General features: G+C 46.4%; 29 protein-coding genes. 8 read left to right on the forward strand and 21 right to left on the reverse strand.

Annotation, left to right across the window (positions count from 1 at the left end; translation table 11 throughout):
• Positions 1-58 precede the first annotated feature (58 nt).
• Positions 59-844 (forward strand): hydroxyacylglutathione hydrolase, encoded by a 786-nt coding sequence (gloB, locus tag ACFQS8_RS08245; protein ID WP_382166836.1) that lies wholly within the window; start codon positions 59-61, stop codon positions 842-844.
• Between the two features lie 10 nt (positions 845-854).
• Here gloB and ACFQS8_RS08250 read toward each other — a convergent pair whose 3' ends face one another.
• Both ACFQS8_RS08250 and phbB read right to left on the reverse strand, forming a co-directional pair.
• Positions 855-1,616 (reverse strand): DUF4908 domain-containing protein, encoded by a 762-nt coding sequence (locus ACFQS8_RS08250; RefSeq protein ID WP_382166838.1) that lies wholly within the window; start codon positions 1,614-1,616, stop codon positions 855-857.
• Between the two features lie 152 nt (positions 1,617-1,768).
• Positions 1,769-2,494 (reverse strand): acetoacetyl-CoA reductase, encoded by a 726-nt coding sequence (phbB, locus tag ACFQS8_RS08255; RefSeq protein WP_382166839.1) that lies wholly within the window; start codon positions 2,492-2,494, stop codon positions 1,769-1,771.
• 315 nt (positions 2,495-2,809) lie between these two features.
• Between phbB and phaR the strand changes: the two genes are divergently transcribed.
• Together phaR and ACFQS8_RS08265 are read left to right on the forward strand one after the other, a co-directional pair.
• Entirely contained in the window at positions 2,810-3,457 is a 648-nt protein-coding gene (gene phaR, locus ACFQS8_RS08260) for a polyhydroxyalkanoate synthesis repressor PhaR (RefSeq protein ID WP_382166840.1), read from the forward strand.
• Between the two features lie 77 nt (positions 3,458-3,534).
• A complete protein-coding gene (locus ACFQS8_RS08265) occupies positions 3,535-3,876 on the forward strand; it encodes a hypothetical protein (RefSeq protein WP_382166841.1) in 342 nt (113 codons plus the stop codon).
• 43 nt (positions 3,877-3,919) lie between these two features.
• Here the strand turns inward: ACFQS8_RS08265 and ACFQS8_RS08270 are convergent, their stop codons facing one another.
• The 3 genes from ACFQS8_RS08270 to ACFQS8_RS08280 all read right to left on the reverse strand — a co-directional run bounded on the left by ACFQS8_RS08270 (position 3,920) and on the right by ACFQS8_RS08280 (position 5,725).
• The gene (locus ACFQS8_RS08270) at positions 3,920-4,303 is read right to left on the reverse strand and encodes a hypothetical protein (protein WP_382166842.1); all 384 of its coding nucleotides are present in this window, start codon (positions 4,301-4,303) and stop codon (positions 3,920-3,922) included.
• Positions 4,304-4,317: 14 nt separating this feature from the next.
• Positions 4,318-4,902, reverse strand: coding sequence for a hypothetical protein (locus ACFQS8_RS08275; RefSeq protein ID WP_382166844.1), 585 nt, complete (start codon positions 4,900-4,902; stop codon positions 4,318-4,320).
• 61 nt (positions 4,903-4,963) lie between these two features.
• Positions 4,964-5,725 carry a glycosyltransferase family 2 protein gene (locus ACFQS8_RS08280; RefSeq protein ID WP_382166845.1) on the reverse strand — a complete coding sequence of 254 codons (762 nt, stop codon included), beginning with the start codon at positions 5,723-5,725 and terminating at the stop codon, positions 4,964-4,966.
• A 306-nt stretch (positions 5,726-6,031) separates the two neighbouring features.
• On the opposite strand from ACFQS8_RS08280, the gene ACFQS8_RS08285 reads away from it, so the two are divergent.
• Entirely contained in the window at positions 6,032-7,921 is a 1,890-nt protein-coding gene (locus ACFQS8_RS08285; protein ID WP_382166847.1) for an ArnT family glycosyltransferase, read from the forward strand.
• Between the two features lie 45 nt (positions 7,922-7,966).
• On the opposite strand, the gene ACFQS8_RS08290 is transcribed toward ACFQS8_RS08285, so the two are convergent.
• From ACFQS8_RS08290 to yidD, 5 genes are all read right to left on the reverse strand, one after another.
• Positions 7,967-8,956 carry a glycosyltransferase family 2 protein gene (locus tag ACFQS8_RS08290; RefSeq protein ID WP_382166848.1) on the reverse strand — a complete coding sequence of 330 codons (990 nt, stop codon included), beginning with the start codon at positions 8,954-8,956 and terminating at the stop codon, positions 7,967-7,969.
• 27 nt (positions 8,957-8,983) lie between these two features.
• Entirely contained in the window at positions 8,984-10,198 is a 1,215-nt protein-coding gene (locus tag ACFQS8_RS08295) for an O-antigen ligase family protein (RefSeq protein ID WP_382166849.1), read from the reverse strand.
• Between the two features lie 102 nt (positions 10,199-10,300).
• The gene (gene thrS / locus ACFQS8_RS08300) at positions 10,301-12,265 is read right to left on the reverse strand and encodes a threonine--tRNA ligase (RefSeq protein ID WP_382166850.1); all 1,965 of its coding nucleotides are present in this window, start codon (positions 12,263-12,265) and stop codon (positions 10,301-10,303) included.
• A 132-nt stretch (positions 12,266-12,397) separates the two neighbouring features.
• Complete coding sequence (locus ACFQS8_RS08305) at positions 12,398-12,766, reverse strand: Mpo1-like protein (RefSeq protein ID WP_382166851.1); 369 nt, start codon at positions 12,764-12,766, stop codon at positions 12,398-12,400.
• Between the two features lie 166 nt (positions 12,767-12,932).
• Positions 12,933-13,277 carry a membrane protein insertion efficiency factor YidD gene (gene yidD / locus ACFQS8_RS08310; RefSeq protein WP_382166852.1) on the reverse strand — a complete coding sequence of 115 codons (345 nt, stop codon included), beginning with the start codon at positions 13,275-13,277 and terminating at the stop codon, positions 12,933-12,935.
• 105 nt (positions 13,278-13,382) lie between these two features.
• Here yidD and ACFQS8_RS08315 point away from each other — a divergent pair, with 105 nt between their 5' ends.
• Together ACFQS8_RS08315 and ACFQS8_RS08320 are read left to right on the forward strand one after the other, a co-directional pair.
• Complete coding sequence (locus ACFQS8_RS08315) at positions 13,383-14,171, forward strand: alpha/beta fold hydrolase (RefSeq protein WP_382166853.1); 789 nt, start codon at positions 13,383-13,385, stop codon at positions 14,169-14,171.
• A gap of 51 nt (positions 14,172-14,222) precedes the next feature.
• Complete coding sequence (locus ACFQS8_RS08320; protein ID WP_382166854.1) at positions 14,223-15,071, forward strand: hypothetical protein; 849 nt, start codon at positions 14,223-14,225, stop codon at positions 15,069-15,071.
• A 49-nt stretch (positions 15,072-15,120) separates the two neighbouring features.
• On the opposite strand, the gene ACFQS8_RS08325 is transcribed toward ACFQS8_RS08320, so the two are convergent.
• From ACFQS8_RS08325 to ACFQS8_RS08335, 3 genes are all read right to left on the reverse strand, one after another.
• Entirely contained in the window at positions 15,121-16,152 is a 1,032-nt protein-coding gene (locus ACFQS8_RS08325) for a hypothetical protein (protein WP_382166855.1), read from the reverse strand.
• 99 nt (positions 16,153-16,251) lie between these two features.
• Positions 16,252-17,196, reverse strand: a complete 945-nt coding sequence (locus ACFQS8_RS08330; RefSeq protein ID WP_382166856.1) for a calcium/sodium antiporter — start codon at positions 17,194-17,196, stop codon at positions 16,252-16,254.
• A 171-nt stretch (positions 17,197-17,367) separates the two neighbouring features.
• Positions 17,368-18,600, reverse strand: coding sequence for a TIGR03862 family flavoprotein (locus ACFQS8_RS08335; protein WP_382166857.1), 1,233 nt, complete (start codon positions 18,598-18,600; stop codon positions 17,368-17,370).
• A gap of 130 nt (positions 18,601-18,730) precedes the next feature.
• Between ACFQS8_RS08335 and ACFQS8_RS08340 the strand changes: the two genes are divergently transcribed.
• Complete coding sequence (locus ACFQS8_RS08340) at positions 18,731-19,390, forward strand: RluA family pseudouridine synthase (protein WP_382166858.1); 660 nt, start codon at positions 18,731-18,733, stop codon at positions 19,388-19,390.
• A gap of 23 nt (positions 19,391-19,413) precedes the next feature.
• On the opposite strand, the gene ACFQS8_RS08345 is transcribed toward ACFQS8_RS08340, so the two are convergent.
• The 6 genes from ACFQS8_RS08345 to cysS form a co-directional block, all read right to left on the reverse strand.
• Entirely contained in the window at positions 19,414-19,965 is a 552-nt protein-coding gene (locus ACFQS8_RS08345) for a hypothetical protein (RefSeq protein ID WP_382166859.1), read from the reverse strand.
• Between the two features lie 145 nt (positions 19,966-20,110).
• Positions 20,111-20,560: an iron-sulfur cluster assembly scaffold protein gene (locus tag ACFQS8_RS08350; protein WP_382166860.1), complete on the reverse strand. Its 450-nt coding sequence runs from the start codon at positions 20,558-20,560 to the stop codon at positions 20,111-20,113.
• Positions 20,561-20,605: 45 nt separating this feature from the next.
• The gene (locus ACFQS8_RS08355) at positions 20,606-21,241 is read right to left on the reverse strand and encodes an exopolysaccharide biosynthesis protein (protein ID WP_382166861.1); all 636 of its coding nucleotides are present in this window, start codon (positions 21,239-21,241) and stop codon (positions 20,606-20,608) included.
• An 83-nt stretch (positions 21,242-21,324) separates the two neighbouring features.
• Positions 21,325-22,287 (reverse strand): alpha/beta hydrolase family protein, encoded by a 963-nt coding sequence (locus tag ACFQS8_RS08360; protein ID WP_382166862.1) that lies wholly within the window; start codon positions 22,285-22,287, stop codon positions 21,325-21,327.
• Positions 22,288-22,350: 63 nt separating this feature from the next.
• The gene (locus ACFQS8_RS08365; protein WP_382166863.1) at positions 22,351-23,313 is read right to left on the reverse strand and encodes an alpha/beta hydrolase family protein; all 963 of its coding nucleotides are present in this window, start codon (positions 23,311-23,313) and stop codon (positions 22,351-22,353) included.
• A 66-nt stretch (positions 23,314-23,379) separates the two neighbouring features.
• Positions 23,380-24,765, reverse strand: coding sequence for a cysteine--tRNA ligase (cysS, locus tag ACFQS8_RS08370; protein ID WP_382166864.1), 1,386 nt, complete (start codon positions 24,763-24,765; stop codon positions 23,380-23,382).
• Between the two features lie 344 nt (positions 24,766-25,109).
• On the opposite strand from cysS, the gene folE reads away from it, so the two are divergent.
• A complete protein-coding gene (gene folE / locus ACFQS8_RS08375; protein WP_382166865.1) occupies positions 25,110-25,724 on the forward strand; it encodes a GTP cyclohydrolase I FolE in 615 nt (204 codons plus the stop codon).
• Between the two features lie 72 nt (positions 25,725-25,796).
• On the opposite strand, the gene ACFQS8_RS08380 is transcribed toward folE, so the two are convergent.
• On the reverse strand, positions 25,797-26,009 hold the full coding sequence (locus ACFQS8_RS08380) for a helix-turn-helix transcriptional regulator (RefSeq protein ID WP_382166866.1): 213 nt from the start codon (positions 26,007-26,009) through the stop codon (positions 25,797-25,799).
• A gap of 14 nt (positions 26,010-26,023) precedes the next feature.
• The gene (locus ACFQS8_RS08385; protein ID WP_382166867.1) at positions 26,024-26,443 is read right to left on the reverse strand and encodes a hypothetical protein; all 420 of its coding nucleotides are present in this window, start codon (positions 26,441-26,443) and stop codon (positions 26,024-26,026) included.
• Positions 26,444-26,557: the final 114 nt, after the last annotated feature.

Below are 26,557 nucleotides of genomic sequence, written 5' to 3' on the forward strand. Positions count from 1 at the left end.
TAATTGCATACTATCTAACCTTATCTCACTCTCATAACTGAATATAGGTACTCAAAAAATGATAGATTCACCGTCAACTGCTCCAATTGTGTGCATGTTTGAGTGCTTAAGCGACAATTATGGGTACTTAATTCATCACCCTGCCTCAAAACAGACGATTTGTATTGATTCTCCTGATGCAGACTTAATCCTCGCAAAAGCAAAGTCCCTCAACTGGAAAATTACTCAAATTTGGAACACGCATTGGCATCCCGATCATGCGGGTGGAAACGCAAAAATTCAATCAGAAACTGGATGCGACATATGGGGCCCCCAAGAAGTAAAATCCCGCCTCACAGCTCCATTAGACACTGTTTTAAGTGGAGGTGAAACACTTAAACTAGGTGAACTGGATGTATTTGTTCTGGCTACGCCCGGGCATACTCTTCAACACATCAGCTACTATATTCCTGCAATTTCCTCGGCTTTCGTAGGCGATACATTATTCGCGCTCGGATGTGGACGCATGTTTGAGGGAAATCCAACAATGTTCTGGGATAGCTTACAAAAGCTTCGCGCCCTCCCCGACAATACCAAAATATATTGCGCGCACGAATACACACTCAGCAATCTTAAATTTGCTGAATCAGTTGAACCAAATAACGAAGATTTAAAAGCATACGCGCGCACCGCACGCGCCTTACGTCAGCAAGATAAGCCAACAATTCCCACTCTTATGTCCGCAGAAAAAGCATGCAATCCGTTTTTACGTTCAGACGACAGCCTCTTACAAACCCAACTTGGCACCAAATCGGATAGTGTAGAAACATTCGCTTTACTACGAAAAATGAAAGACGACTTTTAAATTCTTGCCTTTATCGCGCGGACGCCAAAGCACGAACTATTGCCTCAGATGAAGGACGCCCAGCAAAACCATCAGCAGGTGCAACAGCTATAAGAAGCTGCTCCCCTTCTATGGAAAGCCCTGCTTTTTCACCTAAACGTAGCGATATTGCATTTACGCGAATGTCTTTACGAGCCTTCGCGCGCGCCAACCCTTTAGATGCTGTTTGCACAGCTTCAAGCGTCCAATCGGCATAATTAGTAAGGTCCGCATTCACTGTAATGGTGGGCGCTACCCCCAACACATCCGTCATCTGCTCAGACAGCAATTCCAGCTCAGCGATGAAATCAGCGGGGTGTGGCGGTGGTATGATCGCACCAGATCCTGCATCAAGCGATGTAGGAGCACCTTGTCGATCCCCCATAGGGAATACGATGACATTGCCCAACTCAGTTACACGCAAAAACAACCGTCCCGTATCCGTACGATAAAACTGATCTCCACGCGGCCCATTACTTGTATTCAAAGCATACACTTCGCCATCATCTTCATACTGAAGCAATGCATGCGGTCCGGTCCTATCGAACAAAAACCGCTTTCCCGACGACGAATCCAGATAATAAGCCGGCCGCGTATTGGGAGCCAGTTGCGCATTCAACATGGAGACAAGATCAGCACTAGATGCACGTGGCGGATTATAAGCAATAGCAGGCGCATTTAAACATGTCGTCAAAGCTGCACCGACCACAATAATCCGAGAGATGTTTCGACTTGGGTGTTTCATGAGTCTCATAAGGCCCTTCGACTGGGGCAGATTTTAGGCAGAATTGCTATCAATTTAGAAAGAAGCAGACATGTTTGCCAATACCGCTTCTTTCTTTCTCAATAGTGAGCCTAAGTTATTAACCCTAAATTTATATCGAAAATCGGGCCTTATGATTGTTTCTATGATGGAATATATTGCCCACCATTCGCCGCCAAAGTCGCCCCTGTGACGAATGCAGCACCATCTGATGCTAAAAAAGACACACAAGACGCAATTTCAGAAGCCTTCCCGAGTCGCCCAACAGGGATTGATGAAACAATGCCTTCCAACACCTTTTCAGGCACCGCGCTTACCATTTCAGTGTCCGTATATCCTGGGCATATCGTGTTCACCGTGATCCCTTTACGCGCACTTTCCAAAGCCAGAGCTTTAGAAAAACCTATCAATCCAGCTTTTGCAGCTGAATAATTTGTTTGCCCCATTTGCCCTTTTTGCCCGTTGATCGACGATATATTGACAATGCGCCCCCACCCTTTTTCACGCATACCATTTATAACAGCCTGCGACAGGTTGAAGGCAGATGTTAAATCCACACGGATCACATCATCCCATTGGGATCTGCTCATTTTGTGCAGCATTGCATCGCGGGTGATGCCTGCATTATTTACCAACACATCAATCGGCCCCAGCGTATCTTCTATTGCTTTCACGCCAGCCTGACACGCATCATAATCGCCCACATCAAATTTAAACACGTGAATTCCCAACGCCTCAGCACACGCATTTGCAGCTGCGTCATTGCCGCAATAATTTGCAGCAACCGTAAATCCATCTTTCAATAAATGTTCAGAAATTGCACGCCCTATCCCGCGCGTACCTCCTGTCACCAATGCTATTTTGCTCATTATGCCTCTCCCGTAACTGACATTCTTTGTCATCCCCAGCCTCGGTCGCGATCGGCATTATCTTTTGCAATGCTCATTATTTATCGCGCCAATTAGCAGCAGGTCAGTCTCCATAGGAAATACCATGTTGCACCGCAGCACAAGTCATATTATGATAGTAATTGAAGATATCTACTTATAGGCTATGAATGGTAGGTCCATTTGCGATTTGTGCAGAGCAATAGTAAGCCTGTCATCAAGAAAGACGATTCGAGATAAAACGCACGAACGATCCGGGCAAGCCTGTATGCCCCTATAGTTTTGGAAGAAACCGATATGACGACGTCCACTGGGAACGCCGATAAGATCATTATCAAAAAATACGCCAATCGTCGTCTCTATGATACGAATGCAAGCGCCTATGTAACACTAGAACACTTAGCCCGACTCGTCAGAGAAAAGCGGGATTTTATTGTTCAAGATGCAAAAACGGGAGAAGATTTAACCCGCAGCGTACTTACTCAAATTATATTCGAACAAGAAAACAGAGAAGAAGGCGTCTTGCCCATCAGTTTCTTGCGCCAAGTTATCCAACTTTACGGCGAAAGTATGCAATCAATTTTGCCGTCCTATCTTGAGCTCTCAATGAATACCTTCATAAGCCAACAAGAAAAATGGCGTGAGCAGATGGAGAAAACAGCCCCCAGTTCAAGTGGGTCTTCTGTGTTCGAAACCCAGATTAGGCACAATATTTCGCTCTTTGAAGAGACGATGCGTATGTTTACCGCACCTCTCAAAGCTCAAAATTCGAGTGCCGAATCCACACCTTCACAAGAAAAAACTCACCCAGAAAGTGCGCCCAACGTCGGTAAAAACAAGGCGCACACTGAGAAAAGTGAAGAAACATCTGCTGCTTTGAGTGCGCTGCAACAACAAATGGCAGATATGCAGCGCCAGATCGAACAATTGGCGAAGAACAACTAACACTTATTCGCGACAACAATCATCTGGCTACCCAATCCACCCTCAACAGGTGGCAAGCTTTTTGCTAGATATTGGTTATGCGAATCTCTTCTCTCTCTCCGGTGAACTCCACCACACGCCGTTATACGGAACACACACAAGATCGTCGTGTGAGAGCACAAGAGCGTCGTCAATATGATCGCCGCAAGCAAGCACGCACAAATTCCCAACAACGTGCTCAGCACACAAGCGGTCATGCGGATGCAACAAATACAAGCACACCCACAACGCTACCAAGTGCAATCTTCGTTGCCCACATTATCGGGCAACAAGAAAATCAGCTTAATAAAAATTTTAAAAGCAATGATATCGCTGCAGAGAAGGCTTATGACAAAATCGTCAACCCATATCTGCGTCCGCTGCACTCACATAGCGCATAGCGTTCATTGTTACGTTTGAGATAAAGTCTAAATAAAACTCTTCCTAGCGGCCGTTTTTGTCGAGCTTGGTCAACACCATCTCCAACAAGCCTTCTATGCGATCTATACGCTCGTGCAGTCCCATAATCATTTCACGGCTTACACCACCACCATTTTCATCTGGTTGATTGAAGCTGTCAGCTTTATCTTGTCGCTTGGTTTCCTGCGCAAGATCGCCCACGCCGCAATATTTCGCGACGATTTCTGGATTTACAGACAATGTGTCAGCAAATGAATAAATTTCAGAAACACTAATTGCACGACGATCATCAAAAATCATATCGACTTCATCAATCGACATGCCTGAATTGCGTGCAAGACTATCACGTCCAAGTCCAAGCGACTTCAACCGATCGTCAAACCAGTCATAGTCAAAAAAGAGCGCCATTGAGGACACCTACTCTACCTTCCAAACCCTTCACCGACCGCAAAGTCACGACGGGCTGATACAATTGTTACAACAACACCGGCCAATACATCCAAGAGACACATGATCGATAGGATGAAGAATACAGAGGTTGCGAAATTTTTGAACAGCAAAAACTCAACGAGCGCCACAATAAACAGTAACATCGACACGGCGTGGTTCATGATTGTTGCTGCGCCTGTGCTTGTGGATTTCAAAACTTCCATAAACAAGAATGCAAGTCCAAGAATAAGCAATATGTCACCAGATGAAATGGCCCATTCTGTATTGTCGGCAACCATCGGAATATTCCACACAGGCGCATTCAATAGCTTCAACATGTGAGGCGTTTTATCTAATGCCACTGCCGCACCATCAACAACCTGAACCGCTGGATCATCCGCACTGCGTGAAAAAGCAAGCAGGTTATAAATAATGATTGGAATAGAAAGCAGCGGAAAAATTCCAAAAAGTGCGCGCATGCCTTGTCCCCTGTCAGATGGTTTTGTCTTTTGCTTAGACGATTTTGAGGATTTGTCATCCAAACGTCCAGCAGCACCCGTAACCAAAAAATCAAACATTTGAAAGTCCCAAGCTCACCTATACGCCGCTATGATGCAAGGTGACGCAAAGGAAATTCTATTAAAGTTCGTCCATCCCCCCTGGGTGACGACGACGTTTTCTCAACCATAACACACCGCGCAAATCGGAAAAGGCCACAGCTAACCGACCAAGATTCGTATATTTAGAAATACCAAACTCGCGTTGTTTATGGCTCACAGGCACAGCTTCCACCTCATAGCCCTCCGCCTTCATCAAAGCAGGCATATAGCGGTGCATGTGATCAAAATAAGGGAGCATCATAAAGGCGTCGCGTTTAAATGCCTTCGCACCACACCCTGAATCACTATGCTCATCTTTAAGAAGCTTCTGACGTACTTGGTTTGCAAGACGTGAACCGAATTTTTTCCATGAAGAATCTTGGCGCTTGGCACGTACACCTTGAACAAGTGCGAGATTGCTTGGACCATCAGAGCGCGTGAGTTTTGCTACCAATGCAGGGATATCTACTGGAGGATTTTGTCCATCTCCATCAAGTGTCGCTATCACGGGGGCTTTTGCAACTAATACACCTGTTCGAATAGCACGGCTTTGACCTGCATTCGAGCGGTGTCCAACAACACGCAATGCTGGGAATTTATCTTTCATAGCCACTAATTTTGCGCGGGTATCATCAGTAGATGCATCATCTACCAAAATCATCTCATAGGCGCGCCCATCAAGTGCTTCTGCAATTTCAGCAACAAGAATTTCCACATTCCCCGATTCATTGTGAACAGGAATAACAACAGAAATTTCAAGAGCGCCCTGTGCGACTTCTTTTGATTGGCTTAATTCAGACAATTTCTACGCCTTTTCCCGATACACTAACACTATATTTGACCCATCCAGACATTCCCACGCAGGGATTACAAGGGGCTTAAATCGTGTTTATAGGCATTTGCCTAGACAACGAAATAAAAAACATGCGAAAATTACATACCACGCCCTTAGGCCTCCTCACAAATAATGTGACGTCTGCATGAGTGCTAATTGCAATTTTTTATGGCGTCAAAAGCCATAGCATGTTCAAAGACACCAAATACTGATTTGCCAAACACACCTTTCGTCTGCACACTTGTCCCAGACAGAAAGTTTCAGGATACGCCGATGCAAATTTTCGACACGCTCGCCAAAGGGGTTCGCCCCTATATCGTGATCCCTCTCTTACTCGCTGTGTTGTCACTCCCCGGTGTTTTCTCAATGCCCGTGATGGATCGCGATGAGGCCCGTTTCACGCAAGCATCTTCGCAAATGCTGGAAACAGATGATTATGTTGTGATCCGATTTCACGATGGCTTACGCAATAAAAAACCTGTCGGGATCCATTGGCTCCAGGCCGCGAGTGTCGCAAGTCTTTCTGATGTGGATGATCGTCAAATTTGGGCTTTTCGTGTCCCCTCATTTTTAGGTGCAATCCTAGCTGCTCTTTCAACTTTCTGGGCAGCCTCTTGTATGTTTTCACGACGTGGTGCGCTCATATCATCCATATTGCTTGGCGCGACGCTTCTTTTGTCGTCAGAAGCACACATCGCTAAGACAGACGCTGCGATGGTGGGTTTCATAGCCCTAGCAATGGCATGTCTGGCGCAGTTCAGAGTAAGAGCAAACACACAGCAGGCCACAAGCAAGGGGGGGAGCAAGCCCTATGCTGTTGGCAATAAAGTGCTTGCAATCGTGTTTTGGTTTGCCCTTGCTTGGGGGGTACTCATCAAAGGTCCCGTCGCCCCTATGGTCGTAGGGCTTGCTATAGCAGGGCTGGCACTTTGGGAACGCAGATACAACTGGCTGAAACCATTGATATTTTGGCCCGGCCCAATCTTATTTATATGGATAGCTTTGCCTTGGTTCATCGCGGTCCACTTTGCGACAGATGGGGCATTCTTGCATGAATCTGTAGAAGTAGACCTTGGCCCCAAACTCGTCTCCGGTGCAGAAGGTCACAGCGCCCCTCCAGGCACGCATTTGCTTGGCCTTCCCCTCATGATGTGGCCCTCCATACTCTTCCTTATACCCGGGCTAGCTTTAACATTTAAACAAGCATTTCAACCAGTTAAGACAACCAAGAACAAGCCAATTCCACTATCTGCTTGGAAATTTTTGCTTGCTTGGGCAATCCCAACTTGGATCGTTTTTGAGGCCATGCCAACGAAACTCGCCCATTATCCAATGCCCACATACCCAGCATTGGCAATGATGGCAGGTATAGCCTTAGATTACTTCCTCTCAAACAATAAAAATGCCCCTCCAGCTTGGAGCCGCTGGCTATCTCTCGCGCTGTTTGGGATCGGATCACTTGTCCTTCTGGCCATTCTATCTCCATGGGGGCTGGCCGCATTGCGCAATGACGCTGCCAGTGATTTTGGCGGTGAAGCCCTTCGAGTGATGAGCGTTTGGAATGCTGATTGGCAGGCAGTTGGCGCTCCTATATGGCCTTTCGCATTGGCGATAATTGTGACTGTATCCACAGCTTATTTCTTTATAAAACAACAGTTTGATGCGGCATTGATCAGCCTTGTCGTATGTGCACTCGTCGTTGGCGTTAGCCTGCGCACAGTCATTTTGCCAAATCAAACATGGGTGATTGCAACAGACGCAGCGATGAAAGCGCTAGAAGGTGTCTGCGGCTTCCCTAAAGACAGCGCAGCCCACAAACGCACCCTTATAGAATGCGCCTACGCAACGCCCCCCAGCAAAGTACGCGCGATAACTTATGCAGAGCCGAGTTTCGTTTTTTCGTTGAATGGGAAAATATTGCTTCCGCCCAAAGCGAACTCTACTCTGCCGCCAATTGCTGAAGATGCGCGCCCTGTTTGGCTAATCAACATTAATAAACCTGTTGGTTTACAAGCATTTAGAGAAATTATTTCTCAAGCTGCATCTGCCGACCGTTGCGTACAGATATCTCGTGAGTTTGTGAAAAATTACTCAAACAATGATGCGTCCGAACTTGTCGCAATCGCTGTAAATCCAACAAATTGCGCAGATTCATCGAGTTAATTTAGCTGCACCCGCTTCGCTGTCGCCAATAAAATGAAAGCAGCCTCAAGCGCGTGCAGGTTTAAACAGTTTCCAGCGCCCGCTACGCAATCCTCGCTTGGCACCGCCTATTGTGGAGCGACCAAGGCTGCGTCCAATCAACAAGATTGCAAACAACGGAATCAGCATACAGGCCAAAATGCGTTCTGGGTGTGCCTTTGCAAACTTACGGAAATACAGCCCCAGTCCCCACGCTTTCTGCCACTCAATCTTATAATTGGGCGCATCACTTGTTCCTCCATGATGCAGCGCCCCCGCTAAGGGCGTGTAGTACACCCCGCCATTGGCCGTTTCTTGAGCCCGTCGACAAATATCGATGTCTTCTACATGTAAGAAATAGTCTTCATCAAAGCCATCCAGTAATTCAAAGCCATTTCGTGACATATACATCAAAGCACCAGAAACGACGGGCATTTCCACTGGGCCAACAGGTGGCGCATCACGCAAACGGTTCACATCGGCGAAAATCGGATGAAGACGTTCAAACAGACTTAGCCCGGTATAGGTCACCATTGCTGATGTAAGGCGCAACATACGACGACGTCCGCCCCGCTGCTCTCGACCTTTTGAATCAAAGATACGTCCCCCTACGATCCAAGGTTCAGCACGATTTTCAGCAGCCTCTTCCAAAGCAGCAACCGACCCTCTTCTCAATATAGCATCTGGGTTTAAAAATAGCATGCGATCACCTGTCGCTTGCCGCGCTCCCAGATTAGAACCTCTGGCGAAGCCAACATTTCCATGACCACTAATGAGCTGAACTCGACTTCTGTATCTATCGGCAAACCTGTTCAAAAAACCTAAATCGCGCGGTGGATTACCGTTATTAACGATCACAATTTCATCGATTTGAGGGTCAGTTATCAAAGCGTCAAGGCAATCACGCAGCGCTGGTCCGGTGTGATAAGAAACAATGATTGCAGAGACTGACGGAAGATTTTCAATAGACTGATTTACCAACGCCCATATGGAACGTGTTTTTGCTTGGTTAATCATGTATTCCGCCCTTTTACTAATACTATACTATTCATCGACCCACGCATTTCGCAACAAAATCACGAACCCCACCGCCACAACGACTAACGCCCACCACCAGTCATTCCACAGACTGAAAGAAAAAGTGCATATGGCTAAACACCCTGCCCACAGACCACATGCGGCTGATGCAGCATTCGGCCCTATTTCTGATGGTGCTGGCAGCCTGCGTCCCAACAAAAACACTGCCAGTGCAACTAAACAAACTCCGACATACCCTGTTTCGACCCAAATGTGTAAAAACATATTATGGGCATGCCACGGAATTATCCGCTCACCTTTCCATACACCTTCTTGGAAAACTGCATCAAATGTCCTCAGCGCATCCAGACCTCTGCCCCAAATAGGAGCATCTGAGGTCTGACGAATAACATCACTCCAGATTTCAACGCGCCAAAGGAAAGACAATTCCAACGCTTCTTTTCTATCTCCTAATACTGCTATTAAAACGCTAAAAATTACTGGTGAGAGAATGACAAAAACACCAGTTCCATATCCTATTACGCGAAATGTATATTTTCCACACACCTGAGGCAAGAACATAAATAACCACGCAATCACGATTGCAACTGCCGCCGCCGTAGCACTTAAAGAATTCAAGTAATAAGCCGTTGAAAAACAAAACACGGCAGAAACCAAGCCCCTGAATGCTCCAAGATATTGCTTAGAATTATGAATTAAACTCATAAGGATAATCGCACCGATCCCGAAAGTGGTGGCATTCCTACTGAGATTTAAGATTGCGGATGCTTCATCTGTGATTAAGGGCTCAAACAGATCATAAACGGCCTCTCGGTTATGCATAATGATAACCAAACTAAGCCCCTGCAATACCAAACTCACAATGAGCGTATTTATCGCCCATTGCGATGGTTTTGATGCAATCTTCTGTACCCCCGCCAAAGCAATTCCCCCAAAAATAGCAATCAATGCTATTCGCAGAACGGCAGAGCGAACATTAAAATCACCTTTCGCGAAATTAATATCCACCAGCGGAGTTGTATATGGGGACCAAAGAGAAGTGATCGCAGCATAGATAATTGCAACGATCAGCACACCTATATAGGGATAGAATTGCAGTTCTTTTTTACAAAACAGCGCTGAAATTCCAATAATTCCAACAAGTGGCACAAATCCCAATGCCCCAGCGAATGAGACTGGCAACCACACAATAGCAGCAAATAACCAAGGAATGGCCGACATCTACTTCACTTTACTAACCGATGCACAACAAGAATGTTGTACTCCCCCTCCAATACTTAACACGCAAACCCTGCCAATTAGCAAGGTTTGCGAATTCATACGTTAGCGTAAATCTGGCGCTGTGGCTTCAGTGGAAAGCAGTTGGCAAGCCTCTTCCAATGAAATAACTTCTGGACGGCCATTGCCCGCACCAAACCGTCTGAGTGCAAGCTTTTCTTCTTCTGCTTCCTGCATACCTACAACTGCAATCACCGGAATTTTTTGGTGAGAATGTTCACGCACTTTGTAATTAATTTTTTCATTGCGAAGATCTAGTTCAACGCGAATGCCTTTGGCGCGCAATTTTTCTGCGGCTTTCGTCGCATATTCATCAGCTTTGCCTGTAATTGTAGCAATCACAACCTGAGTAGGCGCAAGCCACATTGGGAATGCACCTGCATAGTTTTCGATGAGAATCCCCATAAAGCGCTCAAAAGTTCCAAATACGGCGCGGTGCAGCATAACAGGACGATGCTTCTCTCCATCATCTCCTACATAAGTGGCATCCAAGCGTTCAGGAAGCACATAATCGAGCTGCAAAGTACCGCACTGCCAAGTACGGCCAATCGCATCCGTTAAGTGGAATTCAAGTTTAGGGCCATAAAAGGCACCCTCACCCTCAGCATATTCAAAATCGAGCCCGGCTTCATTCAAAGCAGTGGCAAGCGCACCCTCAGCTTGATCCCATGTCTCATCATTTCCAGCACGTTGCTCAGGGCGTGTTGCAAGCTTATAGCTGATCTGTGTAAGACCAAAATCACCATATACACGCTTGAAAAGGTTCAAGAAACGTAGGGTTTCAGAAGCCACTTGATCTTCACGACAGAAAATGTGCGCATCATCTTGCGTCATCTGACGCACACGCATGATACCATGCAATGCTCCATGCGGTTCATTCCGATGACAACACCCAAACTCAGCCATACGCATAGGCAGGTCGCGGTATGAGCGTGTCCCTTGCTTGAATATCTGCACGTGAGCAGGACAGTTCATCGGTTTCAGGGCCATCAACTCCCCTTCTCCAGAAAGAACTGGACCGTCATCTTCCACAGACGGAATTTCGTCTGGGACGACAAACATATTTTCACGGAATTTAGACCAGTGACCTGATTGTTCCCAGAAAACCGAATTCAATAGTTGCGGTGTTTTCACCTCAACATATCCATCATCATCCTGACGGCGGCGAATATAAGCTTCAAGCTGACGCCAGATCATAAAGCCATTTGGATGCCAGAAAACGGAGCCTTGAGCTTCAGGTTGCAAGTGGAATAAATCCAATTGATTCCCTAACTTGCGGTGATCACGCTTCTCTGCTTCTTCCAAACGGACAAGATAGGCATTGAGGTCTTTTTCGGATGCCCATGCTGTTCCATACATGCGCTGAAGCATTGCGTTATTGCTATCACCACGCCAATAAGCACCCGCTAATTTCATCAGTTTGAAAGCTTTAGGTAGCTTGCCTGTCGATGGTAAGTGCGGACCACGACATAAATCAAACCAATCCCCCTGTCGGTAGATTGTGATTGTTTCATTGGATGGCAAATCTTCAATCAATTCAGCTTTGTAAAGCTCACCAATATCTTTGAACATCTTGATTGCTTCATCTCTGTCCCACACTTCGCGGACGATGGGGTAGTCAGCATCAATGATGTTGTTCATTTCTTTTTCGATGGCAGCGAAGTCATCTGATGAAAACGCGTCTTTACGCGCGAAATCATAGTAGAAGCCGTCATCAATCACAGGACCAATCGTGACCTGTGTACCAGGGAAAAGTTTCTGTACAGCTTGGGCTAGAATATGCGCCGCATCATGTCGGATAAGTTCTAGACCTTCAGGGTCATCTTTTGAGTGCAAAGCAAGTTTGCTGTCCCCCTCAAGCGGGCGCGCCATATCCCATAATTCACCATTCACCGTTGCCACGATAGAACGCTTGGAGAGAGATTTAGAGATACTCTCGGCAACATCGCGCGGAGAAGAACCGTCTGCAATGTCACGTGTCGAGCCGTCTGGCAAAGTAATCTGGATCATAGGTATTTCTTCAAGTGGTAAACATCGAACGTTTGAGGTTAATTCCCAAACGCAAGCATTCCTAGAGCATATTTTAGTAGAATGAACCCCTGAATAGCGAAATTATGTAGACTTTTCTTATTTGTGCCAGACTTAAGCTGCCTTTGAGGGAATACCCGCCGCCTCAAGTTCCTTCTCCAACGTGCCCGTCAGCCATTGAAACAACATACGATAATCGCTCACCAAAGACCAAAATGGATATGTGAAAGTTGCTGGCTTGTTGTGCTCCACGAAAAAATGGGCTGACCATGCAAACCCATAACACACGACGGGCCACGCTAAAAACCAGATAGGGTCACTTACAATTCCCAATATAATCGGGATAAAGCCCAACAATGTGCCAACATAATGGATAAGTCTGGTTTTTGGGGCCGCATGTTGGCGCAAATAAAATGGCCAAAATTGCGCATAAGTCTGAATACGAGCGTCGGATTCTTGCTCGGTCTCTGATGAATTCGGCATGCCTCTCCTCCCTAATTTATTTAGGTGAAGCTTAGCCCTCAAAATGAGAATTTGGCAATTCTACCGCAAGGGAAGGCCCTTTATGCTATGCGCCCGTTTCCCACTTGCTAACCCTCAGCTTACTGACTGCTACCACCGTGGCGGCGTTGCGCACATCTCCTGATAGCTAGTTGTCGTCTATCTGCTGACCATCTGACCGCTGCCTGCCCCATTGCCCATAGCGCCATGGCAAAAAAAAGCGCGCATTCAACGGTATTTCATCCAACACAGGATCAAATCCTTTTGTGCCGCCCGGGCGACATCGACAAAAACGCGCCAACCCCATCCAACTTCCCGGCCATACTCCAAATCGAGTGACAGCTTGAGCACAATATTCAGAACAAGTTGGGTGATGACGACACTGGATACCAACCGCTTGAAAAACGACTGACAAAGTCAGTTTATACGTTTTCAGCAATAGCCCCATAATCGGACCATATTCAGGAGAAGTATATTTGGGCGGATGGTTCATTGCTCAACTATACCCAGTCTTAGCCAGAATACATATCCTAATTTATGCAACGACCTTCTCACAGCGACACAAAAGATATACCTTTATTCAAAAAAGGGGTGCCATATGTTTGATCGTCGAGTCTTTTTAAGTGGCGTTAGCGCGCTATCTTTCACCATGATATCTGGGTGCCAAACCATGCCGAACGCTCCACGAAGAACATATATTCTCGTGCATGGCGCATGGCATGGGGGATGGTGTTGGAAAGATGTAAAAAGCAATTTAGAGCGTGACGGGCATCGCGTTTATACCCCCACACTAAGCGGACTTGGCGAAAATTTCACGCCTCGCCCCACACACATTAATTTGACGACACACGTGCAAGATATCGTCTCGCTAATTGAAACGGAAAACCTCAGTAATGTAACCCTCGTGGGACATTCATATGCAGGCGTGGTTGTCAGCCTTGTAGCCGACAAAATAAAATCCAAAATTGATCATCTTATCTATGTGGACGCCGTTATTCCCGAAGACGGCAAAGCCTTTTTCCCTCAACCCCAGCAAGATGAATTTCTCAAACTTTATCAAGATGATTACGTTCTACCAATTGGCAGTCTTGAATTTCTAGGCATTCCAGAAGACCACCCCAAGGTAGATTGGGTGTTGGAAAACTTAACGCCTCACCCTCTAGGCTGTTTTCTGGAGAAAGTTCACTACACCCAGAATGGTCCAGATGGTCTCCCCAAAACCTATATACGCTGCACCGGCAATCCACGCTTCAAAGACGACCCCATAAAGACATTGGCTGAAAATAATGCAGAATGGCGCTATAGAATCATAGATACTGGCCATGATGCGATGGTGACAGCGCCTGATGAATTAAGTCAGATGTTGGAATTGGAGCACACACGCTAGTCTCACTTTAGCCTTTAAGGCACGAAAACTCCCCCGATAAGGAGAATACACATGCGCACTCATTTGCTTCGTTCAGCCTCTGTCATTATTGCTCTTTCTTTGCTGGGTCTATCTGCGTGTTCACCGCCCGACACCGCCCCCAAAAACCAAGAGCCTCAATCAGAGGATATTTCTGAGGAAGAGGCTATCGACGCAATTGAAGAGATTGCAAGCACCACACCGCCTGCCAATGATGTGCCCTCAATAGCTGACCATTACGGTGATGACTGGGCTGTGACTGGCGGCTGGCCGGGTGAATATCCAGCAGGCTTCTCTATCCTAAAGGACAATATCGTTCTTAAGGCGCACCCGCACATGAACCCGCTGACAGAAGCCAATATTGATTGTCCCGTTCCCAAATTTGCAACCTACCAGCAATGGAACCATACGCGTGCGGAAGCGGATGATTTAGATTTTGTTGTCGCAACGAAGATTTTTACAATCACCATGCAAGACGACTTAAATATAAAAGTACCTGATCCCAAAGATTTGCAGGGGTTTAAAGACATCGACCTTAGGCTCAAATCAGGCGACACCCTCTCTTATCTTCGCTACCTTGGTGAAGGGTTTGCTATTATCAAATACCAAGGCACGGAATATCAAATAGACGAGCAAGAATTGCATAGTGTTTCTGATATAAATGATGCAGGTCAAACATCCCAAGTAGACCTATGGCTGGAACTCCCCTGCGCAGATGCTGACAAAACCCGCGCATGGGTTTTGTATGATGAAGTCATCCGCCAAGACGGCGTAGGCCCCGCCCCCATATTTGGTTATGGCGTCTCCCAAGATATTACCCAGAAAGACATAGCCGGCATAAAAGAACTAATGGCTGTGAATGCGGAGCTTAGAGAACAATAACATTTCCTAAGGAGCCGAGCCTTGTTGGCCGGCAAAAGGCTCTCGGTCCTTAGTTATTCTTATAGTGAAGATGGAAACTCTTCCCATTAAATTTCGGTGTTCGCATATATAATTCTTCTGGCACCCCATCTTCCTTTACTTGAGATGACACACCCCAATTGTCCCCTTTGTTTTCAACTGTTATTTCGTTACCTAAAAACGTAAAACTGAAAGTGTCATTTCCTTGAGAGAAGATATCTTTCTCAAATTTACTGAAAATTTTCCTTTGAGCGTAGGGAATTTTTGTCTGAACATTCAGAACCGGACTTGGATTGCTTAGCAGCATCAAAGAGAGGTTATCTTTGATGCGCCTCACAGAAATCCATTGTTGAAAATACATTCTGTCTTCATCCTCAACCATTCTCAACGTGAAAGGAACAAACTGAGCTTTCGTCTCGAAAGGGCCATACGCGGGAACAATAACCAAATCAGGGTTTTGGGTTACTAATATTTCCTTCAGTTCTTCTTTGTACTGATCTGAGCTTTTGTCCAATGTGAGTATTTTCTCATTATCAGTATTTATAATACGGGCCGTATGGCCGGACTTAAAATACTGATCAATAATACCGTCAAAGTCGCTATCTCGAAAGCATCCTGATACTGTTCGACGAGGACTAGAATCTTCATCAACCCTCACGTGATCTCTATCCATCGCACCGCAATAATAGCTCACAGGCTCTCCACCATTTAATTTAGAGCCAAATGACAACATTTCCTCTTTTGCAACGAATGCTGCCAACTTTCGTCCTTTAGGAAATTTTAAATGAGGTTCGCCTTCTTCATTTCGGATAAATATATCCTCTTCAGCGACATAAGTAGAAACAAAAGCTTTTGAATATAAGATATTTGCACCCGCTCGGCTCGAGTCAATAAGACTTGTGGTTCGAATAGCGTTCACATTATCTAACCTAGCAACTGTTATTATATGACGATGGTCTGTTTGAGGTTGCCCAACTAAACTTGGCAACACTTCTCCTGTGCTGGCACAACCTTGCAAGAACAAAATGGCCGCCACCATCGTTTGAATAATGTTGTTTTTCACTGAAATAATCCCCCACCCGCTTTTATAGTGCCAACATTCAATAACATGGAGATACTTTATAAATCCACCTATTTTTCGAATGTGAACTAATGCTTGCCCCTAAACCGCAAAGCCCACAAGCATCGCGATATAGGCCACATATCCTGCCAGCATAATACCACCTTCTAAGCGTGTGACTTTCCAATGCGTGATCGCAGCAATGATAAGAAGCAAAGTTGCGCCCAATAGCACCCACACATCAAAGCTAGCGATTTGCGGCGGGATTGGGATAGGTTTCACTATGGCTGTCACGCCCAATATACCCAAGATATTATAGATATTGCTGCCCACAATGTTTCCAAAGGCGAGATCACCCTGCTTGCGCAAAGCTGCCATAAGCGACGTGACTAACTCTGGAAGTGACGTTCCAACAGCAACAATTGTAAGTCCAATAATGGTTTCAGAGACACCAAAGGATGTCGCAATATCGGTGGCCGACATAACAAGAAAGCGCGCACCGAAAATTGTCATCACCAAACCAGCTACGACGAAAACAGCATTCAGCAAAAGAGAATTTGGCTTGCTGCTTTCATCTGGAAGTTCGGCGGCATTTGCCGTTGCTGGGCTGCGCTCTTTGAGAAATGCATAAGCAATATATGCAATGAGGCCCGCGACGAGAACCACCCCCATCCAGCGTGTGAGTGCGCCTAAAAATATAACACCCACACACAATAGCGTAGCGGCTGAAAGCACCAATCCATCCCTGCGGAAACTGCTAGACGCAACAGCGACAGGAAAGATCAGCGCCGACAGGCCGAGAATGAAAAGAATATTGGCAATATTACTGCCCACCACATTCCCCACAGCGATTCCAGGGGCACCAGCAAAAGCAGCTTGAAGGCTGGTGACAAGCTCAGGCGTGGATGTACCAAACCCGACGAGAGTCAGCCCAATAACAAGCGGAGAGACTTTAAAAGTCTGTGCGATAGAGACCGCTCCACGCACCAAGACTTCACCGCCCGCAACGAGCAATATTAGACCAGAAAGCAAGAACACATAAATCATTGATACGTCCTAAACAGGTCATGACACACATGCGGCATGTACGTGAAGTATCAATTGAATGCGCAAAAAAGTCTATTGAAATTGCAGGCTTATCAGCGCAGGAAAACGGTGTTTATTTTTTCCAACAGGCATTTAAATTACATAAAGGCATCCCATTTATATCGCCTCTTTTTACGCCTCTATTTGAGAGGTCGCTTTTAGCCAATTTGCGACGCCCAAGCCTGCGGCACGCCCAGTCGCCATACATGCTGTGATGAGATAGCCACCCGTTGGCGCATCCCAATCAATCATCTCACCCGCACAAAAAACACCCGGCTTTTCTTTTACCATCAACCCGTCATCCAGCGCCGACCATTGCACACCGCCAATTGTGGATATGGCCTCATCAAGCGGAGCTGCGCTAGTAACTTTTAGCGGCAGGGCTTTTAAACGGCGCACAAGATAGTCGTTATCGTTAAGTGCTGCCTTGTCTGCGCCCTCATACACTAGCGCCATTTTTACGCCCTTTAAGCCTGTCACTTTGCGAAGATAATTTGAGAGCGATAATTTCCCGCGTGGTTTCTGCAATTTTTCACCCAAAACACCCTCAGAAATATCTGGAAGAAGGTCCAATAATAGCGTCGCTGTGCCATAAGCATTGAGTTGTTCACGCAATGACGCAGACACGGTGTAAATAGCACCGCTCTCAACGCCTTTACGCGTGATGACAAACTCACCCCGCGTTGCTTGCTGCCCTACACTCACCTGAACAGACTTTATCGGGTGCCCTGCAAACTCATCACGGATGCGGTCCGACCAGTCTACGATAAACCCGTTATTTGAAGGCGCGAAAGGAGCAGATGAAACGCCCTGTTCCATAAATTTATCCAGCCACGCACCGTCAGACCCCAAGCGTTTCCAGCTTCCGCCGCCAAGCGCAAACACACTTGCCGCTGGCTTCAAATTCACAACACCTGTTGGCGTTTTAAAGACAAGCTCCCCCGCATTATTCCAGCCCTGCCATTGATGACGCGCATGCAATTGAGCCCCCTTTTCCTGCAAACGCACCAACCATGCCCGCAATAAAGGTGATGATTTCATCATGCTGGGGAAAACACGCCCCGTCGGACCAGTATGCGGCTCAATGCCCAACTCCTGCATCCATGCAATGATGTCTTGTGCTCCAAAGTTAGCAACCATATCTTGCAGGCGCGTATTCTCGCCATAACGGGAGAGAAAATCTTGTGTGTCTTCAGCATGTGTAATGTTGAGGCCGCTTTTCCCTGCCATCAAAAACTTACGTCCCATGCTTGGCATTGCATCAAATATATCGACGCCAACGCCATTTTGCGTCAGCACTTGCGCCGCCATTAGTCCAGCTGGTCCCGCACCTATAATTGCTACACGCTGAGAAACATCATTCATGGGTAAGTGTCCGGCTAGAAAAAAATCAAAAGCGCAAAGCGCGATCCCCTTGTTAGAGTGTTGCGCGTTAAATGCAAAGCTTGATTGAGAAGGCTTGCCAGCGCGCCAGCAAAGTGGCACTTCCCTGCTCATGAAACGTGAGTTTATCTACGCCCCCGCCAAACATCCCAATATTGTCGTCATTTATGAAGACGAAGCCTTCCTGGTGCTGGATAAGCCGTCTGGACTATTGAGCGTTCCCGGCCGCTTGCCTGAACATGCTGATTGTCTAGAAACACGCGCCCAATCTGAATATCCCGAAGCACGTACTGTTCATCGTTTAGACATGGCAACATCGGGTGTATGGGTTATGGCCCGCAAACGGGAAATGATGCGTCATTTAGGACTTCAATTTGAACGCCGCCACACATCAAAAACTTATATTGCGCGCGTATGGGGGGAGATTGAAAAAGATGAAGGCTTTATCGACGAACCTCTCATCTGCGATTGGCCCAACCGCCCTAAACAAATGGTGTGTTACGAAAATGGCAAACCATCCCAAACACATTGGCGCGTGCTAGAGCGAAGCAATGGCACAACACGCGTAGAGCTGACGCCCATCACAGGACGTACACATCAATTGCGCGTCCACATGCAGCATATAGGACACCCCATCCTTGCAGATCGTATTTATGCGCATGAGGAGGCTTTTGTTTTAGCTGATCGCTTACAGCTTCATGCTGCATCAATAACAATGCGTCATCCGATTGGGGGCGAACCTATCACATTTGAAAGTCCGGCACCTTTTTAGCGTTAGACTATTGAATATGTTGATTATTCGACGTCACATCCACGTGCAAACGCGCATTCTGTCAATTCGATAGTTGGATGTTCAGTCATAAAATCCTGTGCAACATCCTGACTTAGGTCTTGCATCACTATCGCACCCACAGCCGCAGCACTTCTCAATACAAATCCCAACTTACCATAGTCATTTTTATATGCCTGTGAATATTGGCCATTGTTGATGAGGTTTGGTTCCGCGCCACCAAATGCGAATGTTTCACCCGCAAAATGACCGTAACGATTGCCCGAAAATGTCATTCCAACACTTACCGAGCGTGTATTGCTGAGCTCACGAACTGGGCCCCAATATTGGCGTTCTGTGTATAAACCCACTCTTGGCTGGGAGGCATAATCACTACGTGCTGTTTCTTGCCCAAACGGAATAACCATTTTCACACCAAAGGAACGATCATATTCATAAGCAAGATCATTCACTTCATAAGCAGGAATAGATGTGAAAGGTGTTTGGGCCTGTGCTGAAGTACATAGCGCAAAAAGCGCTATACACGCACAGGAAGTCACTTCAAGAAGGCTACGCATGGAGAAGACTCTACCTTAGCAAACTAAACTGAAGGTAGTGTTTCACCTTCCCATTTATAAAAAGCTAACCGCAGTTCTTGTAGCTGACAAATGACAAAAATGACCGTTTTGTAACTTTTAGTAACAAATGCCGCCGCTTTAAGGCTTAATCCGTCGTATCTGCCTGATTTTCAAGCGCATTATCAATTGCAGCAATCAGCGCTTCAAACGCCAACAAAGTAGATGTATGGCGCTGGGGGTAATCTCTCACCCCTTCCAAATGCCGTAATTCCCAAAAATCACCCTCTGGCGGAGGTGCGCCCTCTTTAAGCATCGCGCGGAATGCATCTCTTACAGCTATGATATCAGCCCGTGTCTTGCCCTTAGCATGAGCGGACAACACCGAACACGATGTTTGCCCTAATACACAGGCTTCAGGCTCAAACCCAATATCTGAAATTTTGCCAGCTTCATCCAGTATAACGTCAGCAGTTATAACTGAGCCACATACACGCGATACCTTCTTGGCTGAACCATGCGGATTTTCCAAACGCTCTGCATTCGGAATATTGGCGGCCAGCTCAAGCACACGATTATGATAGATTTCATCAAACATAAGGCTTTAGGTCGGCGCGATCACCGATTTCGTCAAGAGGGCAATTTAACTTAATCCAACCATGCCCAGTATACGCCCAGCCAATCGTGTCATTAAAAAGATGCTCCCCCCAAAAGTCACGCCCGCAACAATAAGCAAAACTCCATCTCTGGAAGCCAGCCCCAAACCAATCATCAAGATCGCAAGACTAGGCAGTAAAGGCCCAAGAGGCACCAAGCCCAAAGGATAGGTCAAGAAAGCAGCTGCAACACAAATCAGCGCGACAAAATTCACGAAAGGTGGTTTTGATAAAGCGACGATTCTAGGTTTGGTAATTTTATCAATACGCTTGGCCCAAGGCTCAATTTTATCTAAACCGGACACTAGATATTCGCGCGGAAAATCTGAATCCAACACTCGCTTTGGAACCCACGGATATGGTCGCCCAAACACGATTTGTATCGCTATAATCCAAGTCACTGTCGCGAAAATCCAATTCGCCCCCGGCACAATTGTAAGCGGGGAAATTGAAATAAACCCGAGCAACAGAATGACAGGCCCATAGGCACGCCGACCGACCACATCCAAAAGATCACGAACTGTGACCTTATCGCCTTTCGTCCCGTCTTTTATTTTTTCCAGCAAGGTTGCAAACGTGTGGTTGGACTCTTTAACTTCAGAAGAGGCTTGTTCTTCGCTCATTATATTCCCGCTCAATCTGCATCAATTGTGCAATATCCCTGCGAATATAATGCATAACAGCACAAAACGTTGCATATTTCAGCTTACTCAGCTGCCACCGCCCCACCTCTCGTAGATTTCACTCTGTCAAAGAAAGGCGCAGCCCGCTCCACAAAGTCAGGCTGTAAAGGCACATTAATATGTGTACCCTTTTCAAAGTGAAGATAGGTCACGTCATTGCCCTGACGCTCCAAAGCATCCGCAAGAGATTGAGACAACCAAGCAGGAAGGATTTTATCTTTCCCTCCAGACAAAACGAGTATAGGCGCGGCAAACCCAGCCAAAGGCGTCGCGTTGTCGCCTTCTTGATCCGATTGAGCTGGCTCAAGCTTGATAAATGGTATCATTCTCAAAAACCAAGGCTTCCAAACCTTCGCAGCTTCTTCTGCGCTTAGTGCAGTCGTCTCATAAACAAAACCATCAAACTTAGGTGAAATCGCCGCCATGTGTGGACATACAAATCCGCCCAAGGAATGCCCCCAGAAAATCAACTGGCGGTCCCCCGAAAACTCATTCGCAAGCTCTACAATGGCAGGTGTAATCTTTTTAACAGCAGCAATTGATGGCTCTCCTGAACTATCGCCATAGCCAGGATAATCAAATTGCAACACATCGCCCCATGGCAGCAATTTTTCTGCGTAATACACACCGTGATTGGGCCTATCACCGCCTGAACCATAACAGCTTAAAATAAGCGGACGATCACTGTATCCACTTTTCTCATTTGCTGAAATCAAAGAATAAGCAATGCGCTCATCCTCCGCATCAATAAAACCGTGTTTGATAGTCGCGGGAAGTATATTCTTGAACTGAGACTGTTGGAGCAACTTAGATGCTTCTGATGTAAGCTTTGCTTCATCAACAAATTTCAATTCATCAGCAGTTAGTGCAATATCTTTCCATTTAGGAGGATTAAAAATTGCATCGTCCGACATTGTGATTGTGCACCCCGCACTGCCTAGCAGTGCCATCACGCCCACACCAATTTTCTTAAAATTATAAGTCATCACCCACACCCTCTTTTGCCTGTATAAGACTATACGAAGCTTAAGAGGAGTTGGTTCACCAATTTATTTATTTTTTAGATCTCTCACGTCTTCCAACAATGGATTGATACGTTTTTGAAAGTCAAATTGATCTGTAATCGTTGAATGTTCCGCTTTACGAAACTCAAAATAACTTACATTCAAGTCACGTTTTTTCAGCGCCTTGTGCAGTGAACGCGCTAGACCTACCGGCAGGGTTTCATCCTTTTTTGCACCCAAAACGATGATCGGCCCATCAAAGTGTGCAAGTGCACGCGCATTATCATAATCATTGAGGCTATCTTTGATATCTACACCAACAAATGGCAAATACCACGGTGTCCACGCTTCTGCGACCTCTTTCACGTTCAATGCTGTTGCTTCCAGCACAACCGCATCCGTTTCACGTGCTGTACGCGCCAGCTCTGAACACACAAACCCGCCCAAAGAATGCCCCCACATTATAACAGGACGATCAGCGCCAAGCTCATCTACATTATCTGAAACCAAAAGCTGCATGTCGTGCATGCTTTCTGTAGTCGCAACTCCGCCTGAATCTCCATAACCTGGATAATCAAACAGAAGCACATCTCCCCACATAAAACTCTTTTTCGCGGCCCATACCCCATCTCGAATACGGTCCGAAGCATTGCCAAAACAATTGACAATCAAAGGCCGCTTCGCCTGTTTTTCCGCACTTGTAACAGAGCTAACCAACGTCCATGCAATACGGCTATCACCCTCACCCCAGAAGCCATGCGTGAGGGTAGCTGGCATATGGGAAGCATACCCCCGCGCCTCAACCAGCTCGTCAGCAGATGGCTGGGTCAAGCTCTCTTCATTCTCAAGACGCATTTGTGAGGCGTTGATAGCGGGCGTTTCAATGGGACGCGGTTTAAACACCACAGACTCATCTATTTCTTTTTCAAAACACCCCGTTAAAAAAACCGAAAGCCCCAATGCTCCAACGAAAGCAAGACGATTGGCATTAAAAAGTTTCAACGTCATTTAGTCTTCCCCGTGAGAATCAGATGCAGCTCTCAGTTATTCATCTTTGTTGATATTAACGCTGAATCATACACGCCGCCAAGTAGATGCCTGCGCTTTGTCCATGATCTCAATGCCCTGCGCTGCTAATTCATCACGAATACGGTCAGCCTCAGCCCAATCCTTATTCGCACGCGCATCCAAGCGCGCCTGAACTAACGCATCAATACGTGCTGCATCATCACTATCATCGCCTTTTTCCCACTCTTCAGGCGTTAATTGCAACAAGCCCAACATGTCTCCTGCGAAGATGAGGTCAGCACGTGCCTGAGCCATAGCTTCTTGGTCTCCAGCATCTGCTGCTCTATTGGCCTCTCCTGAGAGACGCGACATTTCTGCTAACGCTTGAGGGGTATTAAGATCGTCACATAGCGCTTCAAGAACGCCAATATCTTCTACCTCTAGATCGGCAAAATCCCAGACGCGGCGCAAAGCCCCATAAGCGCGATCCAAGGTCGCTTTACACTGGTCCAGCAAGGCTTGCGTCCAGTCGAGAGGTTGACGATATTGCGCCGATAGCAAAGCCATACGCAGCACTTCACCATGCGTCGTTTTCAGCATCTCGTGCGGCAGTTTCACATTCCCAATGCTTTTAGACATTTTTTCTGATTCAATATCGAGAAAACCATTGTGCAACCAATAGTTCGCCATTGGCTCCCCATGCGCACATTCAGATTGTGCGATCTCGTTTTCATGGTGGGGAAATTGAAGGTCTATCCCTCCGCCGTGAATATCAATCGTTTTGCCTAAAACAGCAGCAATCATCGCCGAACACTCAATGTGCCAACCAGGACGACCTCTTCCCCATGGGCTATCCCAAATCGCATCTTCTGGTTCACCCGGCTTTGCTACTTTCCAGAGCGCGAAATCAGCCTGATCACGTTTCTCATCCGAAGTATCGACGCGTGAACCCGCAAGCATATCGTCAAGATTGCGCCCTGATAATTTTCCATATTCATCCATAGACTTCACATGGAACCACAAACCTGACTTTGTTCTATATGCGTATTTCTTACGCTCTAGCTTTTCCATCATCTTAATCATTTGCGGGATGTGAGATACAGCCGTTGGTCGGAAATTAGGTTCAAGGATATTTAGTGCTGCGGAATCTTCCAGATAAGCCTCTGTATATTTCTCAGTAATCGCAGAAATAGGTTCGCCAGTTTCGTTTGAAGCCGCGATTATCTTATCATCAACATCTGTAAGATTGGACGCATAGAGAACAGCTTCATCCCCGTAACGCGAGCGCAAAAGACGATATAAGACATCAAACGCAACAGGGGGACGAAAATTCCCAATGTGTGCGTAGGAATACACTGTGGGTCCACACACATACATTGTCACCCGCTTTTCGTCCTGAGGTACAAACACCTCTTTTTTGCGCGTCAGTGAGTTTGTAAGTTTGATTTCCACGAGTCTTATCTTCCTAATTTAAAAATGATCCAAACACCTTCTAGCCGATTGCACGCGTACCACAACCACAATCAGTTTGCGTTCCTCAAAATCAGCTTATGTTTCCTGTTTAATTGCGACATTTACGCCCTAGAGGGAGTATTTTCACCTTGTAGCCATGTGAATCGCGCAATCGTCAAGGTGATCCAATTTGACAATCTTGATTTGAAGACTATCTCTACAGCTCACCCTGAGGGGATTATTTTCGGGCGGGCGTTAAGTCCGGGCTTTGGCAAATGGACACACTCTATGCCAATTGAGCCCCGGCTCGACCCCCGTCCCTCAGACATGGAAAGGTCCATCAAGTGGACGCTATAGTAAAAGATGGTGCTGTGACGCGCGATACAGATGATAAGCGCCCTACGCGCGAAGAAGCTGAAAAAGCTGTAAAAACCCTATTGGCTTGGGCTGGTGATGATCCAGAACGTGAAGGTCTTTTGGATACTCCCAAACGTGTCGTAAAAGCCTATGAAGAATGGTTCTCTGGCTATCGCGACGACCCTGTAAAATACCTATCAAGGACTTTTGAAGACGTGCAAGGCTATGACGACATAGTGATGCTTCGCGACATTGATGTCGAAAGCCACTGCGAACACCACATGGCACCTTTCATGGGGAAAGCCTACGTCGCTTATATGCCAACAGATTCAGTTGTTGGTATTTCTAAACTTGCGCGCGTTGTTGAAATTTACGCCAAGCGTTTGCAAACCCAAGAAACAATGACATCGCAAATTTGTGATGCAATCAATGAAAGCCTAAAGCCTGCAGGGGTTGCGGTAATGATTGATGCTGTTCACCAATGTATGACGACACGCGGTGTTCACCACCCAAACGTCTCTACAATTACCACCCAATTTACGGGTGTCTTTAAAACAGACAAAGATCTACGTGACCGCTTCCTTCGTCTTAGCGAGCGTTGATTTAATTTAAAATTAGAACCTAAAAAGTCCCGACCGCGAGAGCAGTTCGGGACTTTTTTTATTGTCACTTGTCTAATCCGTCCACACAAAAACATCTGTTATACCAACGCCTAAAACATGCGAAATTTTAAACGCTGCCTCCAGAGAAGGTGAATATTTCCCCTTCTCTATGGCAACGATGGTTTGACGCGTCATACCTATCGCATCCGCTAATTCTTGCTGGGTTATTTTCTTTTCTTTGCGTAACTCAAGGATCGCGTTTGAAAATGGAAGGGCTTTTGCCATATCAGCTCCCCTTCTTATAGCCAGTGACGATATTTAGCGATTTGCATTCCATAACGCACCAGCTCGCCGACAACGACAGCCAAAATCACCCAATTTCCAACCTCAACACCATTGGCACCTCTAAACGCTGTTGCCGCTGCTAATAGCGCTCCGCCGATCGCGATATTTCCGCCTAACGCACCAGCTTTCGCAGCTATAAGCACATCACGTTCATCACATTGAGCATCCGCACCTTTGGGAGACGAAACCGCTGCAATTATATGTCCCACAATCATCACCACCACAATTGAAATCATCAATCCCAATTGAGTCATCATAAACGCATCACCCGATGTCGTGTCTCGAATACGAAAACCTGAGTCCACAAAATAATAGCCATATACCGCCAGTAAGCCGACCATACAGACCCACGCACTCTTCTCTCTGAAAGACATTTCCCGCTCCAAATGTAAAAAATAATATACACCCATATATGTCTAATATATTTTACATGTCAAATATTATTTACACAAAATGTCTACTATTTTTTACTTGCACTCCCTAGCGAG

The sequence above is a fragment of the Hirschia litorea genome (assembly GCF_042665075.1).
GTDB lineage: Bacteria > Pseudomonadota > Alphaproteobacteria > Caulobacterales > Hyphomonadaceae > Hirschia > Hirschia litorea.